This window comes from Flavobacterium agrisoli, assembly GCF_016522065.1.
GTDB lineage: Bacteria > Bacteroidota > Bacteroidia > Flavobacteriales > Flavobacteriaceae > Flavobacterium > Flavobacterium agrisoli.
The window spans coordinates 179,171-192,851 of the sequence record NZ_JAEHFV010000005.1 but is presented as its reverse complement, the minus strand read 5'-3'; the positions used below and the strand labels follow the sequence as shown (position 1 = coordinate 192,851).

The following is a 13,681-nucleotide window of genomic DNA, read 5'->3' as shown; positions in this document are numbered from 1 at the left end:
GGGGTTTAAAAAGTTAAAAATTACTAACGTACAAAGTTAATCAAATTAATGTTTGAAATGACGAGTGCCTGTAAATACCATTGCTAAATTATTTTCATTACAATAGTTAATGCTTAACTCATCTTTTATAGAACCTCCTGGTTGAATTACTGCGGTTATACCTGCTTTTTTAGCCAATTCTACACAATCTGGAAAAGGAAAAAAGGCATCGCTCGCCATTGAAGCACCCGTTAAATCAAATCCAAAAGCTTTTGCCTTATCAACAGCCTGCATTAACGCATCTACTCTTGAAGTTTGACCAGTTCCTGATGAAATCAACGTGCCATTTTTGGCAAAAACAATTGTATTGGATTTTGTGTTTTTGCAAATTTTAGAAGCAAATATTAAATCTTCAATTTCTTGAGCAGTTGGTTCTGTAGTTGTAACGGTTTTTAAATGCGCTTTAGTATCTGTAATATTATTTCTGTCCTGAATTAACAAACCATTAAGACAAGTTCTTACTTGTCTCGAAGGTAATTCCACTTCATTTTGAACTAAAATAATTCGGTTTTTCTTTTCTTGTAAAATGCTAATTGCTTCGTCGTCATAAGCGGGTGCAATAACCACCTCGCAGAATAATTTGTTTATTTCTTCTGCGGTTTCTTTATCAATTTTGGTGTTAGCAATCAATACGCCGCCAAAAGCCGAAGTCGGATCGCAAGCAAGAGCTGCCACATAGGCTTCTTTGATGGTATTTCTTGATGCTAATCCGCATGCATTGTTGTGTTTTAAAATAGCGAAAGTTGGTCCGTCTGTTTTAAACTCGTTAATTAATGTTACGGCGGCGTCTACATCTAATAAGTTGTTGTATGATAATTCTTTACCGTGAACTTTGTTAAACATGGCGTCAAAATCGCCAAAGAAGAAGCCTTTTTGGTGCGGATTTTCTCCGTATCTTAAAACTTGTCCGTTGGCAATACTTTCTTTGTAATAAGTTTCATCGGTGTTGAAATAATTAAAAATAGCACCGTCGTAGTGCGAAGAAACATGAAAGGCTTTTGTAGCAAATAATTTACGATCTGCTAAGGTGGTTGCGCCATTTTGCTCGGTAATGATTTCTAAGAACGGTGCATATTCGTTCATTGAAGCTACTATTACCGTGTCTTTAAAGTTTTTTGCGGCAGCTCGTATTAACGAAATACCACCAATATCAATTTTTTCAATAATATCTTGTTCGCTTGCTCCCGAGGCAACTGTTTTTTCAAAAGGATACAAATCAACAATAACTAAATCAATTTGAGGAATTTCAAATTCCTTCATTTGTTGCACATCGCTTTCATTATCTTGACGATTCAAAATACCACCAAAAACTTTTGGATGCAATGTTTTTACTCGTCCGCCTAAGATAGAAGGGTATGAGGTTACATCTTCAACAGGAACTACAGGAATTCCTAAGTTTTTAATAAAATCTTCAGTGCCTCCCGTAGAGTAAATCGTTACATTTTGTTCGTGTAATTTTTTAACAATTGGTTCAAGTCCGTCTTTCGAAAAGACTGAAATTAAGGCAGATTGAATAGTTTTTGTTGTGCTCATGTGTAGTTATAATTATAAAGTGCAAAAGTAGTTTTTTTTTAATTATATAAGACAAGGAATTTGTGTAACATTTTCATAAAAAATACGACTTATAGCTGTGGTTATTTTTATTAGGATTTTCATCAATTTTTACTGAATTTTACTTCAACGAAACACGCCAAAACTATGTTGCTTTACCTTCGATTGCTAAATGAAAGTTTTAGATTTGCTATTAACGCTTTGCGAAACAATAAATTAAGAACCTTGCTTTCTTTGTTGGGTGTAACCATCGGTATTTTTTCGATAATTGCGGTATTGGCGGCTGTTGACTCTTTAGATAGAAAAATTGCTAAAGATTTGAGTAGCTTAGATAAAAATACCATTTACTTGATGCGTTTTTCTTTTGGACCTTCCGAAATTCCAAAATGGAAACGCGAACAATTTCCAAACGTAAAATATGATGAATACATCAATTTAAAAAGAACACTTACTAATACCGATCAAGTGGGCTTTCAATTATTTGTGGCAAACGAAACCTTGAAATACGATTCTAAAACGGTTTCGGATGTGAATATTGTGCCATCTTCGTATGAAATGGGTGATATTGATGGTTTGGTTTTTGAAAAAGGACGGTTTTACAACGAAGCTGAATCAAATTCGGGAACGGCTGTTATTGTGTTGGGATACGATATTGCCGACGGCTTATTTGGTTCGAGTGACCCGATTGGTAAAAATCTTCGTTTATACGGGCAACGTTTTACCGTTATTGGGGTGATGGAAAAGCAAGGTGCTGGTTTTTTTGGTGATAGTAATGATACATCGGTGTATTTGCCTGCTAATTTTTTAAGAAGAATGTATGGAGATAACGATGCGATGACACCTGTAATTGTATTGAAACCTGAGAAAGGAATTGATATGGATGCCTATAAAGCGGAGGTTAGTTACAAATTGCGCTCTATTCGAGGAATGAAAGCGGGTGAAATGGATAACTTTTTCATTAATGTATTATCGGGATTTACCGATTTTATAGATGGTATTATTGGTCAAATGAATGTAGTGGGATGGATTATTAGCGGATTTTCGCTTTTAGTGGGCGGTTTCGGAATTGCGAATATCATGTTTGTTTCGGTGAAAGAACGTACCAATTTAATCGGAATTCAAAAATCTTTAGGAGCCAAAAACAAGTTTATTTTGTTTCAATTTTTATTCGAAGCGGTTATTTTATCTGTTATTGGCGGTTTGATCGGTTTGTTTTTGGTATGGATAATTGCCTTGGTATTATCAAAAGCATTGGACTTTGAGTTTGTACTCGGAATGGGGAATGTTTTATTAGGGACTGGTTTGGCTGCGCTTATTGGTTTGATTTCGGGAATTTTACCCGCAATATCTGCCGCTAATCTTGATCCTGTAGAGGCTATCAGAACGGGGATGTAGTTTAAAGCCGCAAAGGCTAAAGGTTACAAAGGGTCATAGTTTTATATATAAAAATCTAAAAAAAAAGCCATTTTTCAAAAAAAGGGGTGCTGTCAGAGTGGTCTGTCGAGTTCTCCCGCCGCTGGGGAGACAATCAAAGTGGTTTGACGAGTTCTCCCGCTCTTCGAAGTCTCCTGACTTCGAATCCAGTTCACTATCGGTTTTGCATAATCCACACTTTTGGGTAAGTTTTCTTTATCTACAGATTTACCCCTTAATTCAGTGCTATCATTATTGTACGGAGAAATCAAAAATTTCAAAAAAAAGGTCATTTTTCAAAAAAAAATGCTACTGTAAGTCTATTTACCGAGTATTTATGGTCATTTTGGTTCTCGTCATACGAGATACTCAGTATCTGAAGCAAACACAGTTGTTTTAATGCTAAATACTCGGTATCTAAGGCAAACACAATTCATTTCACGCTAGATACTCGGTATCTGGGGCAAACTTGATTTAAAACTAAATGGATACTGAATATTTAGCTTGAAGATTTGCAAGAAAAAACAATATATTTGATGCAATAAGGTAAACATGCGCATAACATACTTATTTCGTACAAAATAAGTTGGATTTATGCGGGTATAAACTAGTTAGCGGCAATAATCTAAAACCCAAGCAAATGAAATTAAAAATCATCCTGTTTGTATTAATTTTCTACACAGGAAAAATATGGGGACAAGAAAAGAATCGAATTGATTACATTTTCAAACTTAAGATTGAACAAGCATTGATTTCCAGAGGAGATAATTTCCCCGATTTTCGGGTAAAAAAAGATAGTCTCGACAAATTTCTTTTTGCCCTTCATAAAGGATATTCCGTTACTGACTTTCAGAAATATACAAATTTTAGTAACGAAAAAATATCAAGTTTGTTATCTCTTTTACAAAACAAGAATTGGCTTCACAAAATTAACAATGAATACAAGCCTACTGTATTTATTGCAGATGCAAACGATGGAAAATTGTTGTACCAGTACGCAAAACCTATTTCATCAAAGATTGTCAAAGCCATAAACAAACGATTGACGGTAATCAAATCTGAATTTCAAAAGACTGAACTCTCTCAAAAAGACGATTTTCTTCATTGGTCTTTCCTTATTTTAAGTGATGTTCTGTTGGACTCCTGGCAGATTGATAATGTTGAAAAACAGTTTCTTAAACAGGAAGACAGACCGTTGAGAAACGGAAAACATTACTACTATAAAATTGATGAAAATACAAATTCCGAAATTGAATCATTCGGAATATATGGAAATCAGTCGCAACAAGTTGGCGACAACAAGTATATCAGTATTTATGGCAACAACAGATTGAATTTAAAAGTTACGTCTTCCCAAAATATTGTATCTAAAGTGGACAATGAAATTTTTGGGGAAATGGCAGAAATTTTTCTTCCCGACTTGCTAAATATTCTCGAAAAGGAAAGACCTTATTGTGAAAAAATGTATAAGAAACTGGGTTACGACAAAGAAATTTCTTTCGAGGAATTTTTTATCTGGTGGTATCATTTTATTTACACTCAGACAACCAACGAAATGCACAAAGCAAAAATGCTTCAAATTCCTGCCAGTGGAAATTTTGATTACGTAATAGAAGAATAATTATTACTGCCGCTAACAGCGGTTCACGGCCATGGCGGGTTTTCGGTAGATTGTAAATATACGTTTTTTAAGTACATTTACGTTCGGCAGAGAGTACTTTCTCCGAATGCCGCCACGATCCGTGAGCCGCGAAACGTTAAAAAAAACACTAACCAGCTAAATAAAAATTTACAATGGAAATCGAAAAAAAGAACCTGTTTAAAAAAGTTTTTGTTATTGCGTTAATTTTTTCGCTCATCGGAGCGTTTATGAAAATTACGCATCAAGAGTATGCTTCCATTTTTCTAATAATTGGAATAATTTTGACTCTCGCTTATGTCATTATTGGTATCTATGAAGTAAACAGTTCTAAGAAAATACAGAAGACTGAGAAACTGTTTTGGACACTGGGTTTTGTACTGTTTAGTTTTTTTGTTGGCTTATTCTATTTTTTAAGTGGAAGAACAACTGCTGTTTAAAATTGGACTTTAAAAAAGGATAACTAGCCTCAGCGAGCTTTTATTGCTAGCCCAAGCATCTTATTGATACCTAAATTTTGCGCCTTAATATGATAAAAAAAGCCGCTTCAATTGAAACGGCTTTTTGAGTTTTGATACTAGCGTATCTCATTATTCTGAATCAAATCAATATACAAATTAATTCGGTCTTTTAAATCTTTTCTTGGTGTGATAAAATCAAGGAAACCATGCTCTAACAAAAACTCGGAAGTTTGAAAGCCTTCTGGTAAATCTTTACCTGTGGTATCTTTTACAACTCGAGGACCAGCAAAACCAATTAAAGCGCCAGGTTCAGCAATATTAATATCTCCTAACATGGCATACGAGGCTGTTGTTCCTCCAGTGGTTGGATCGGTACATAACGAAATGTAAGGTAATTTTGCATCGGCTAGTTGTGCTAATTTTACAGAAGTTTTAGCCAATTGCATTAAGGAGTAAGCGGCTTCCATCATACGAGCTCCACCCGATTTTGAAATCATGATGAAAGGCATTTTGTTTTTGATGGCATGATCAATTCCTCTTGCAATTTTTTCACCTACCACAGCTCCCATAGAACCACCAATAAAAGCAAAATCCATACAGCAAATCACAACGTCTTTTCCTTTCGATTTTCCTACTCCAGTACGAACCGCATCTTTTAGTTGTGTTTTTTCCATTACGTCTTTTAAACGCTCCGAATATTTTTTGGTATCAACAAAATGTAAAGGGTCTTTAGAGGTCATATTGGCATCCAATTCCACAAATTCGTTGTTGTCAAATAATATTTCAAAATACGTTGCGCTTCCAATTCTAACATGGAAATCATCTTCTGGACTAACAAATAAGTTGCGTGCTAATTCGTCTGCATCAATTATTTTTCCAGTAGGTGACTTGTACCATAATCCTTTTGGTACATCCATTTTGTCTTCTGTAGCGGTCGTAATTCCTTTTTCCTGTCTTTTAAACCAAGCCATATTTATTAATTGATAATTGATAATTGACAATTAATAATTTAGAATTATCAATTATCAATTGTTAATTGGTAACTATAATGTATTTACGTTATTCAAGTCGGCGAAGGCTTGTTCTAATCTTTTATTGAATGTAATTTCTCCTTCGCGAACCCATTTTCTAGGGTCATAATGTTTTTTATTTGGAGCATCAGCTCCTTCTGGATTTCCAATTTGTGTTTTTAAGTACTCGATGTTTTGCGTCATATAATCACGAATTCCTTCGGTAAAGGCAAACTGCAAATCGGTATCGATATTCATTTTGATTACACCATATCCAATGGCTTCTCTAATTTCGTCTAATGTCGAACCAGAACCTCCGTGAAAAACAAAATCAACTGGATTTTCTCCGGTGTTGAATTTATTTTGAACATATTCTTGCGAATTTTTCAAAATTTTCGGAGTCAATTTTACGTTACCAGGTTTGTAAACACCGTGTACGTTTCCGAAAGCAGCAGCAATGGTAAAACGAGGACTTATTTTGGCTAATTCTTCGTAAGCATAAGCCACTTCTTCTGGTTGAGTATATAATTTAGAGCTGTCTACATCCGAGTTGTCTACACCATCTTCTTCACCTCCAGTAATTCCTAATTCAATTTCCAAAGTCATTCCCATTTTGCTCATTCGAGCTAAATATGCTGCGCAAATTTCAATATTTTCTTCAATTGGTTCTTCTGAAAGATCAATCATGTGAGAGCTAAAAAGCGGTTTTCCTGTTTCGGCAAAATGTTTTTCAGAAGCATCTAATAAACCATCAATCCACGGTAATAATTTTTTAGCGCAGTGGTCGGTATGTAAAATAACGGTAGCGCCATACGCTTCGGCTAAAGTATGGATGTGTTTTGCACCAGCAATACCGCCTGCAATGGCCGCTTTTTCATTAGCGTTTGAAAGACCTTTTCCAGCATTAAATTGTGCTCCACCATTAGAAAACTGAATAATTACGGGAGCGTTAAGTTTTGCAGCTGTTTCCAAAACACCATTGATAGTGCTTGAACCAGTTACGTTTACAGCAGGAAGCGCAAATCCTTTTTCTTTTGCATATTTAAAAATTTCCTGAACTTGATCTCCAGTGGCTACGCCGGGTTTGATGTTGTGTGTCATTTTTTAAGTCTTTTAGTTTTTTAGTTTTAGGTAGCAAAAATAAGAATTAATTAGCATTAGAATGGATAATTTATACCAAAATTTAAAACGGATTTACCTAAATTAAAATCTTTAAACCACCTTTTTCCCGATTCATTTGCAGGATTGTACAGTTTAAAGCCTAAGTCTAATCGTATCACAAAGAAGCTTAAATCGTATCGAAAACCATATCCGGTGCCTACTGCAATTTCTTTCAAATCTTTTAAATTGTCAAAACGTGCTTCCGAATCAATTACGTTATCGGCAATGTTCCAAATATTGCCCGCATCTACAAAAATAGCACCTTTAAAATCGCCTAAAACTTTAAAGCGGTATTCGCCACTTAGGGCAATTTTCATGTTGGCTTCGTTAAAATCATTTTTAGCATTCGTGCTTCCAGGCCCTAAAGCATAAGGTTGCCAAGCTCGATTATCATTAGAACCACCAGAATAATAACTTCGTGAAAACGGAATATAATCGGCATTGCCAAATGGTATTGCAATTCCGAAAAAGCTACGGATAGCAACCACATTTTCTCTAGAAAAATCCCAGTGTTTGATATAATCGAATTCGGTTTTTATGTATTCGGAATATTCCAAATTAAAAATTTCGTAGTTGCCGTTGTCGTTTTTCTTCAAATTGGCTGCTTTCGAAAATAAGGATAACAAAGTCCCTGCCGATTCAATCTTTGCTTTGATTACATAGAAATTATTGTCCTGTAAATTACGTTTTGTGGTTTTGGTGAAAGTGAAATTGGTAGCTAAAATAAAGTCGTTTTCGGATAATCGAATGCGTCTTTCTTCAATACTTTCAACTGTTTGATAGTCTTTATCATTAGGTGATAATGCGGTTTGGTTCGAAAGCACTTCGTTGGTAAAATTCGTGGTTCCGGAGTTGATAATTAAATTGCCATCTGTATCTACGTTTGCTGGATCGGTATTGTAAAATTGGGCAATATCATTTAACGACTCATAAGAAGAGGTATACACATTAAAGTAATTGTCCGGATTCAAATTACGTACATATTGCGCATTGAATAAATCCAATCTGGCCGTTTGATTTCGTTTTGGCGTCCAGTTATAGGTAAAAGTACTGGTGAAATTTTCTTTGTCTAAACCAATATTATTTTGTTTGGAAAAACCTCCTGATAATGAAGTAGACGGAATCATGCTTTTCGGGATGATTTTTTCTGTCTTAACCGGAAATAAAATTCGAGGAAAATTCAAACTTAAATCAACTCCAAATTCGTTAGCATTGAAAAATACATTTTTAGGATTAGCAAAATCTTTAGAAGCACCAATATTTCCTCGAGCCGAAATTTGTAAAGTTTCGGCTCCATTAAATACATTTCGGATGGTTTGTGATAAACTCATTCCGATTCCGAAATCCTGTATGTTTGAATGTGTGAAATCCAACGAGGTTCCAAAACTAAACTTTTTACGAGGTGTTAAATATATTTTTGCGATTAAGGAATGCTGGGTTGGGTCTCTTTTATCAACTTCGTATTGAATAGAGGGGTAGTTGAAAATTTTCAAATTATTTAAATACCGCGAAGTTAAAATGGTATTATTATCGGCAAAATAATCCCCTTTATTGATGAAAATGGCGTCTGTAATGGCTCTTGGGCGGTATTTTAATTTTTCGTAACTATACAAAGTAACGCCGTTATAGTTGGTACTATCTTTAATGGCAGCTTTTGCATAAGCAGGCGAGTAATCGGTGTAAACTTGTACATCGCTTATTTTGTATAATTTAAAAGGGTGTGTTTGTGTCGAATCACCATCTTGGTACGTGTAGTTGCTGATGATTAAATTGATGTCGATTTTTTTTCCTTTGTCGATAGTATCTATATCAAAAGTAATGTAATTGGATTGAAAATTGTAAGCACCGTGATTTCTAAAATAGGTTGTAATACGGTTTTTTTCTTCTTCAAAATCGGTTGTTTTGTATTGCTGACCCGGAACCAAAAAACTTTGTCTTCGGGTAGTTTTTAGTAGCGAATCTAAAACCGGTGTGTAAATAGTCGTACGAACCGAATCGATTAAATAAGGACTTCCAGTAGTAATTTTGTAGTCGACTTTTGCTTTTTTAACACCCGTGCTGTCAATGGCGTAATCTGTTTCAACATCAAAAAAACCTTCGTTAAAATAATAGGATTTTAAACGTAACATCGATTTGTTGATTTTGGTAGTATCAATAATTACAGGAGGTTCGCCGGTATTTTTGAAAAAATCATTAATACCCGAATATAAAAAAGATTGTCCCAAACGATCGACTTGTTTAGCCGATAAAATTTTAGACATTCGCTCGTAACGACCCGGATTTTGATCAAATTTGGCTTGAAAAGTAGAATCCGGATTTAAATTGGCTAAATTGTACAAATTCAAACGTAAACGATAACCTAATAATTTTCCGTTTGGTTTTTGATACAACTGATTAAAAGCATCTTCGTTATTAACCGCTTTTTCGTTAACGATTATGGTGTTTTTGGTGAGCAAGTTTTTTCCGTCGGGAACCCTTTTAATAGCGTTACAAGCAGAGATAATAACACCTGTTATAATAAATAAAGCTATTTTTGTGAAACTATTTCTCAAGTGATTTACTAAATTTAATTCAAAAGTACATTATTTTATGGTTAGTAAAAACCAAATAAAACTTATATCGAGTTTGCATCAAAAAAAATACCGTTTGGTAAATCAATTGTTTTTTGCCGAAGGTACAAAGGTAATCCAAGAACTTTTAGATTCTAAACTCGAACTTCAGCATTTGTATACTACTCAAAACGATTTTCAGTCGGTTTCATTGTCTAATAGAACGCAAATTTCGGATGCAGATTTAAAAAAAATAAGCGCTTTAACTACGCCTAATTCGTGTTTGGCGGTTTTTAAAATGCCCGAAGAACAAACAATTGAACAAAAAGGAATAGTTGTGGCACTTGATGATATTCGGGATCCAGGCAATTTGGGAACTATTTTGCGCCTGTGTGATTGGTTCGGAATTGAACAAGTGGTTTGTTCTGTAGGAACGGTCGATTTGTATAATCCGAAAGTGGTGCAAGCCACAATGGGTTCTATTACAAGAGTAAAGGTAGTTTACACAGATTTAGAAAAATGGATTGGCAATTCAAAACTTCCTGTTTTTGGAACTTTTATGGATGGCGAATCTGTTTATGAAACAAATTTGCCTGCGGAAGGAATAATTGTAATGGGAAATGAAGCCAACGGAATTTCCGAAGGAATCGAAGCTAAAGTTTCTCAAAGAATAGCTATTCCGAGATTTGGAAATCTTCAAAAAACAGAAAGTTTAAATGTGGCCACTGCAACAGCAATTGTTTTAAGTGAGTTTAAACGAAAGACTTCGGTTTAATGAAAGGTAAAGTTGACCAACAAAGCGCGTGATTTCATCGAGTCAATATTACTAGTCCAAGGGCTGGTTGGGTAATTGTCTCTAATTAATTCATCACCGATGCCAAATTGACCTCTGATGGATGGAGAAAAAATAAAATATTCGGTGAAAATATCGATTCCGAAACCAATTTCGTAATTAAAAGTCCATGGTTTAACTCTAAATTTTTGGTCGTAATTATCATCTGTCGATTTATTGTTGGCAGATAAATTCAAAGTAGTTGAAGCTCCTCCTAACAAATAAGGGCGAATATTTCCTGTTCTCAAAGCTGAATATTTTAGTAATAAAGGAAAATTGATATAGGTGCTGCTCACTTCTCTCAAATAATCAATTTCATCGCTAAAACCAGGAAAATACAAATCACGTTTGGTATAATACAATCCGGGTTCAAAACGAAGATTGAAGTATTCATGCAATCGTAAATCGGCAACGACTCCCACGTTAAAACCAGTCGATTTTCTTACCTGCACATCGGTTCCGTTCGGATTGTAATTTCTGTAGTTAAATTTAAAATCATAGCTGTTAAATCCGAGATAATACCCAAAGTAAAGGCGTTTTTTTTGCCAAGTTTCTAAGTTAATTATCGGGTCTTTGCTAAAGAGATTTTTAGCAAATTGGGCATTTGTATTAACTGCAAAAGCGAGAAGAAAAATAACAACAAGTTTTTTCATACTATTTTTTAGAGGCTGAATAAATTGTGGCAACTCCAAATGTTTGGGGTTGTGCTTTAACATCTATAAACCCAATTTTTCTTAAAATATTGTTTAACGCTTCTCCATAAGGAAATGCTGCTGCCGATTCGGATAAATAACCGTACGCATTGTTGTCTTTCGAAAACAATTTTCCAATAAGCGGTAAGATGTTTTTGGTGTAAAAATGATAACCTTGTTTGTAAGGAGTTTTCACCGGAACCGAAGTTTCTAAAATAACAAAGATCCCATTTGGTTTTAAAACACGTAAAATTTCGGCTAACCCAGTTTCTAAATTTTCAAAATTCCGAACCCCAAAAGCAACTGTAATAGCATCAAAAGTGTTGTCTTGAAATGGAATTTTTTCGGAATCCCCTAAAACCATTTCGATGGTTTTTGAAAGATTTTTGGCTTTTATTTTTTTTTCGCCCACTTGAAGCATTCCTTCCGATATATCAAGACCCACTATTTTTTCGGCATTCGTTTGAGCTAACAAAATGGCTAAATCCCCAGTTCCGGTAGCAATGTCTAAAATGGTATTGGGTTTTTTTTCGGCTACAATTTTTAAAACATTTTTGCGCCACTTTACATCAATTCCAAACGAAATAACTCGATTTAGGTTGTCATAATCACCTGATATGGTGTCAAACATTTGAGCAACTTGCTCTTTTTTACCTAAATCGGAGTCTTTATATGGGGTTATTTTTTGAGTCATTATTTTTAATTTGCACAAATATAGCATAAAGAGCTATAACTTAATAAGTGATAGGGGTTAAAAATAGATTTCTTAAATAAATACGATTTACGGAAGTAGTTGGTTTTTTTTATTTCAAAAATGTAATTAAAAGTTCTCTTTTAGGTTTTTTTATTAAAATCACTAAAAGTGGGTATTGTAGCATGTGTATTAATTTATGAATTTAGCCAAAGTAAAATAGTAATATTTACGATGACCAACAGAGAAACGATGGCTCAATTCAAATGGATATTTTTTGCGTTAATAATTTCATTTGTTCTAGTAAGATGTTTTGAGAGTGCCGTTTTTGAGAGCGGTTCTTTTTTTAAAACGCAAAATACGTTCTTAGGATTAAATTTGTTTTTGGAAATTTTAATTTTCTTTGTCTTTAGTACCTTCGTGGTATTTGGTATTAAAGGCTTTTTTGAGATGTACTCTCAAAAAATATCAAATATTATTATCTTCATTTCTGGTGTGTTATTAATATTTGTAATTTTTATTTTATGTTATCAAATCCTCTTTCTAGAGTGAGTCATAACTCGAACTGGTCATAAAAAAACATCCATTTTTGGATGTTTTTTTTTATTTAGGCCCTTACGTAAGTTTCGTAAGTGTAATCATAAGCATGTTTTTCGTCTTTGCTGTTGGGTTCCGATTCTACTAAAAGCCATTCATTCGGATTTATTTCTGGGAAAAAAGCATCACCTTCAAATTTTTCATGTACGCGAGTGATTTCGATCACATCAGCAAAAGGCATGGCTAAATTGTAAATTTCTCCGCCGCCAATTACAAATATGTCTCCGGTTTTAGGACAAAGTGCTATGGCATTTTCGATGCTGTCTGCCACAATACAACCAGCAGCTTTATAATCGCTTTGGCGCGTAATAATTACATGGGTTCGGTTAGGCAATGGTTTGGGAAAACTTTCGAAAGTTTTGCGCCCCATAATAATGTAGTGATTTGAAGTAAGTTCTTTAAATCGTTTGAAATCATTTGGTAAATGCCAAACCAATTGATTGTCTTTTCCTAAGGTATTGTTTTCGGCAATTGCCGCAATCAAAATAATCATTTTATTGTGGTAAATCTTGTTCTTCTTGATTTATAGTTTCTTGTAATTGTGCGATGCGTTTTTGTTGAAGTCCGACTAATCTATCAATTTGTGCTCTTTCCCAGTCTTTATTCATAAAACGATCGGTGATGTACACTTTTATAAAATGTAAAATTAGTATAAAAAACCAAAATGTAATGGCCCATATAGCCCAATTTACAGTTGCTCCTATATTTAAAAACCGATTGGCAACAAACATGAATAAACTTCCTAATAGGAAGAGTACAAAATGAAAATAAAGCCCTTTTTTTTGTTTAATACGTCTGCGTGCATATTCGTATTGCTCGTGTAATTCGTTTTCCATTCTAAATCATTTTAGTTCATAAAGTTAAAATTTATTTTTTATAAATCAGACTTTTGAATTACAGTTAATTTCTCTTAAAAGGAGAATAAAATTTTGAATATGTATTTTAATCTAAAAAAAATAAGAATCCAACTAAATTTAGTGTCAATTATTTGAAAACTCCTAAATCGTAAGTATGTGTTTTGTGGTTTGCTAAATTATTATTTACTT

General features: G+C 34.1%; 12 protein-coding genes. 4 read left to right on the top strand and 8 right to left on the bottom strand.

Annotation, left to right across the window (positions count from 1 at the left end; all coding sequences use genetic code 11):
- Positions 1-45: 45 nt before the first annotated feature.
- Positions 46-1,572, bottom strand: coding sequence for a bifunctional phosphoribosylaminoimidazolecarboxamide formyltransferase/IMP cyclohydrolase (gene purH / locus I5M07_RS12560; protein WP_200106796.1), 1,527 nt, complete (start codon positions 1,570-1,572; stop codon positions 46-48).
- 165 nt (positions 1,573-1,737) lie between these two features.
- On the opposite strand from purH, the gene I5M07_RS12555 reads away from it, so the two are divergent.
- From I5M07_RS12555 to I5M07_RS12545, 3 genes are all read left to right on the top strand, one after another.
- Positions 1,738-2,985 carry an ABC transporter permease gene (locus I5M07_RS12555; protein WP_200106795.1) on the top strand — a complete coding sequence of 416 codons (1,248 nt, stop codon included), beginning with the start codon at positions 1,738-1,740 and terminating at the stop codon, positions 2,983-2,985.
- Positions 2,986-3,643: 658 nt separating this feature from the next.
- Positions 3,644-4,624, top strand: a complete 981-nt coding sequence (locus I5M07_RS12550; protein ID WP_200106794.1) for a hypothetical protein — start codon at positions 3,644-3,646, stop codon at positions 4,622-4,624.
- Positions 4,625-4,797: 173 nt separating this feature from the next.
- Positions 4,798-5,082, top strand: a complete 285-nt coding sequence (locus I5M07_RS12545) for a hypothetical protein (RefSeq protein ID WP_200106793.1) — start codon at positions 4,798-4,800, stop codon at positions 5,080-5,082.
- A gap of 137 nt (positions 5,083-5,219) precedes the next feature.
- Here the strand turns inward: I5M07_RS12545 and accD are convergent, their stop codons facing one another.
- From accD to tamL, 3 genes are all read right to left on the bottom strand, one after another.
- Positions 5,220-6,074 carry an acetyl-CoA carboxylase, carboxyltransferase subunit beta gene (gene accD / locus I5M07_RS12540; protein ID WP_200106792.1) on the bottom strand — a complete coding sequence of 285 codons (855 nt, stop codon included), beginning with the start codon at positions 6,072-6,074 and terminating at the stop codon, positions 5,220-5,222.
- A 72-nt stretch (positions 6,075-6,146) separates the two neighbouring features.
- Positions 6,147-7,214 carry a class II fructose-bisphosphate aldolase gene (fbaA, locus tag I5M07_RS12535; protein WP_200106791.1) on the bottom strand — a complete coding sequence of 356 codons (1,068 nt, stop codon included), beginning with the start codon at positions 7,212-7,214 and terminating at the stop codon, positions 6,147-6,149.
- Between the two features lie 56 nt (positions 7,215-7,270).
- Positions 7,271-9,826: a translocation and assembly module lipoprotein TamL gene (tamL, locus tag I5M07_RS12530; RefSeq protein WP_200106790.1), complete on the bottom strand. Its 2,556-nt coding sequence runs from the start codon at positions 9,824-9,826 to the stop codon at positions 7,271-7,273.
- Between the two features lie 37 nt (positions 9,827-9,863).
- Here tamL and I5M07_RS12525 point away from each other — a divergent pair, with 37 nt between their 5' ends.
- The gene (locus I5M07_RS12525; RefSeq protein ID WP_200106789.1) at positions 9,864-10,598 is read left to right on the top strand and encodes a TrmH family RNA methyltransferase; all 735 of its coding nucleotides are present in this window, start codon (positions 9,864-9,866) and stop codon (positions 10,596-10,598) included.
- Here I5M07_RS12525 and porT read toward each other — a convergent pair.
- The 4 genes from porT to I5M07_RS12505 all read right to left on the bottom strand — a co-directional run bounded on the left by porT (position 10,595) and on the right by I5M07_RS12505 (position 13,471).
- On the bottom strand, positions 10,595-11,308 hold the full coding sequence (gene porT, locus I5M07_RS12520; protein ID WP_200106788.1) for a type IX secretion/gliding motility protein PorT/SprT: 714 nt from the start codon (positions 11,306-11,308) through the stop codon (positions 10,595-10,597). The genes I5M07_RS12525 and porT overlap by 4 nt on opposite strands.
- Position 11,309: 1 nt before the next feature.
- Positions 11,310-12,041 carry a bifunctional demethylmenaquinone methyltransferase/2-methoxy-6-polyprenyl-1,4-benzoquinol methylase UbiE gene (gene ubiE, locus I5M07_RS12515; protein WP_200106787.1) on the bottom strand — a complete coding sequence of 244 codons (732 nt, stop codon included), beginning with the start codon at positions 12,039-12,041 and terminating at the stop codon, positions 11,310-11,312.
- A 604-nt stretch (positions 12,042-12,645) separates the two neighbouring features.
- Entirely contained in the window at positions 12,646-13,128 is a 483-nt protein-coding gene (locus I5M07_RS12510; protein WP_200106786.1) for a dihydrofolate reductase, read from the bottom strand.
- A gap of 1 nt (position 13,129) precedes the next feature.
- Positions 13,130-13,471, bottom strand: a complete 342-nt coding sequence (locus I5M07_RS12505) for a 2TM domain-containing protein (protein ID WP_200106785.1) — start codon at positions 13,469-13,471, stop codon at positions 13,130-13,132.
- Positions 13,472-13,681: the final 210 nt, after the last annotated feature.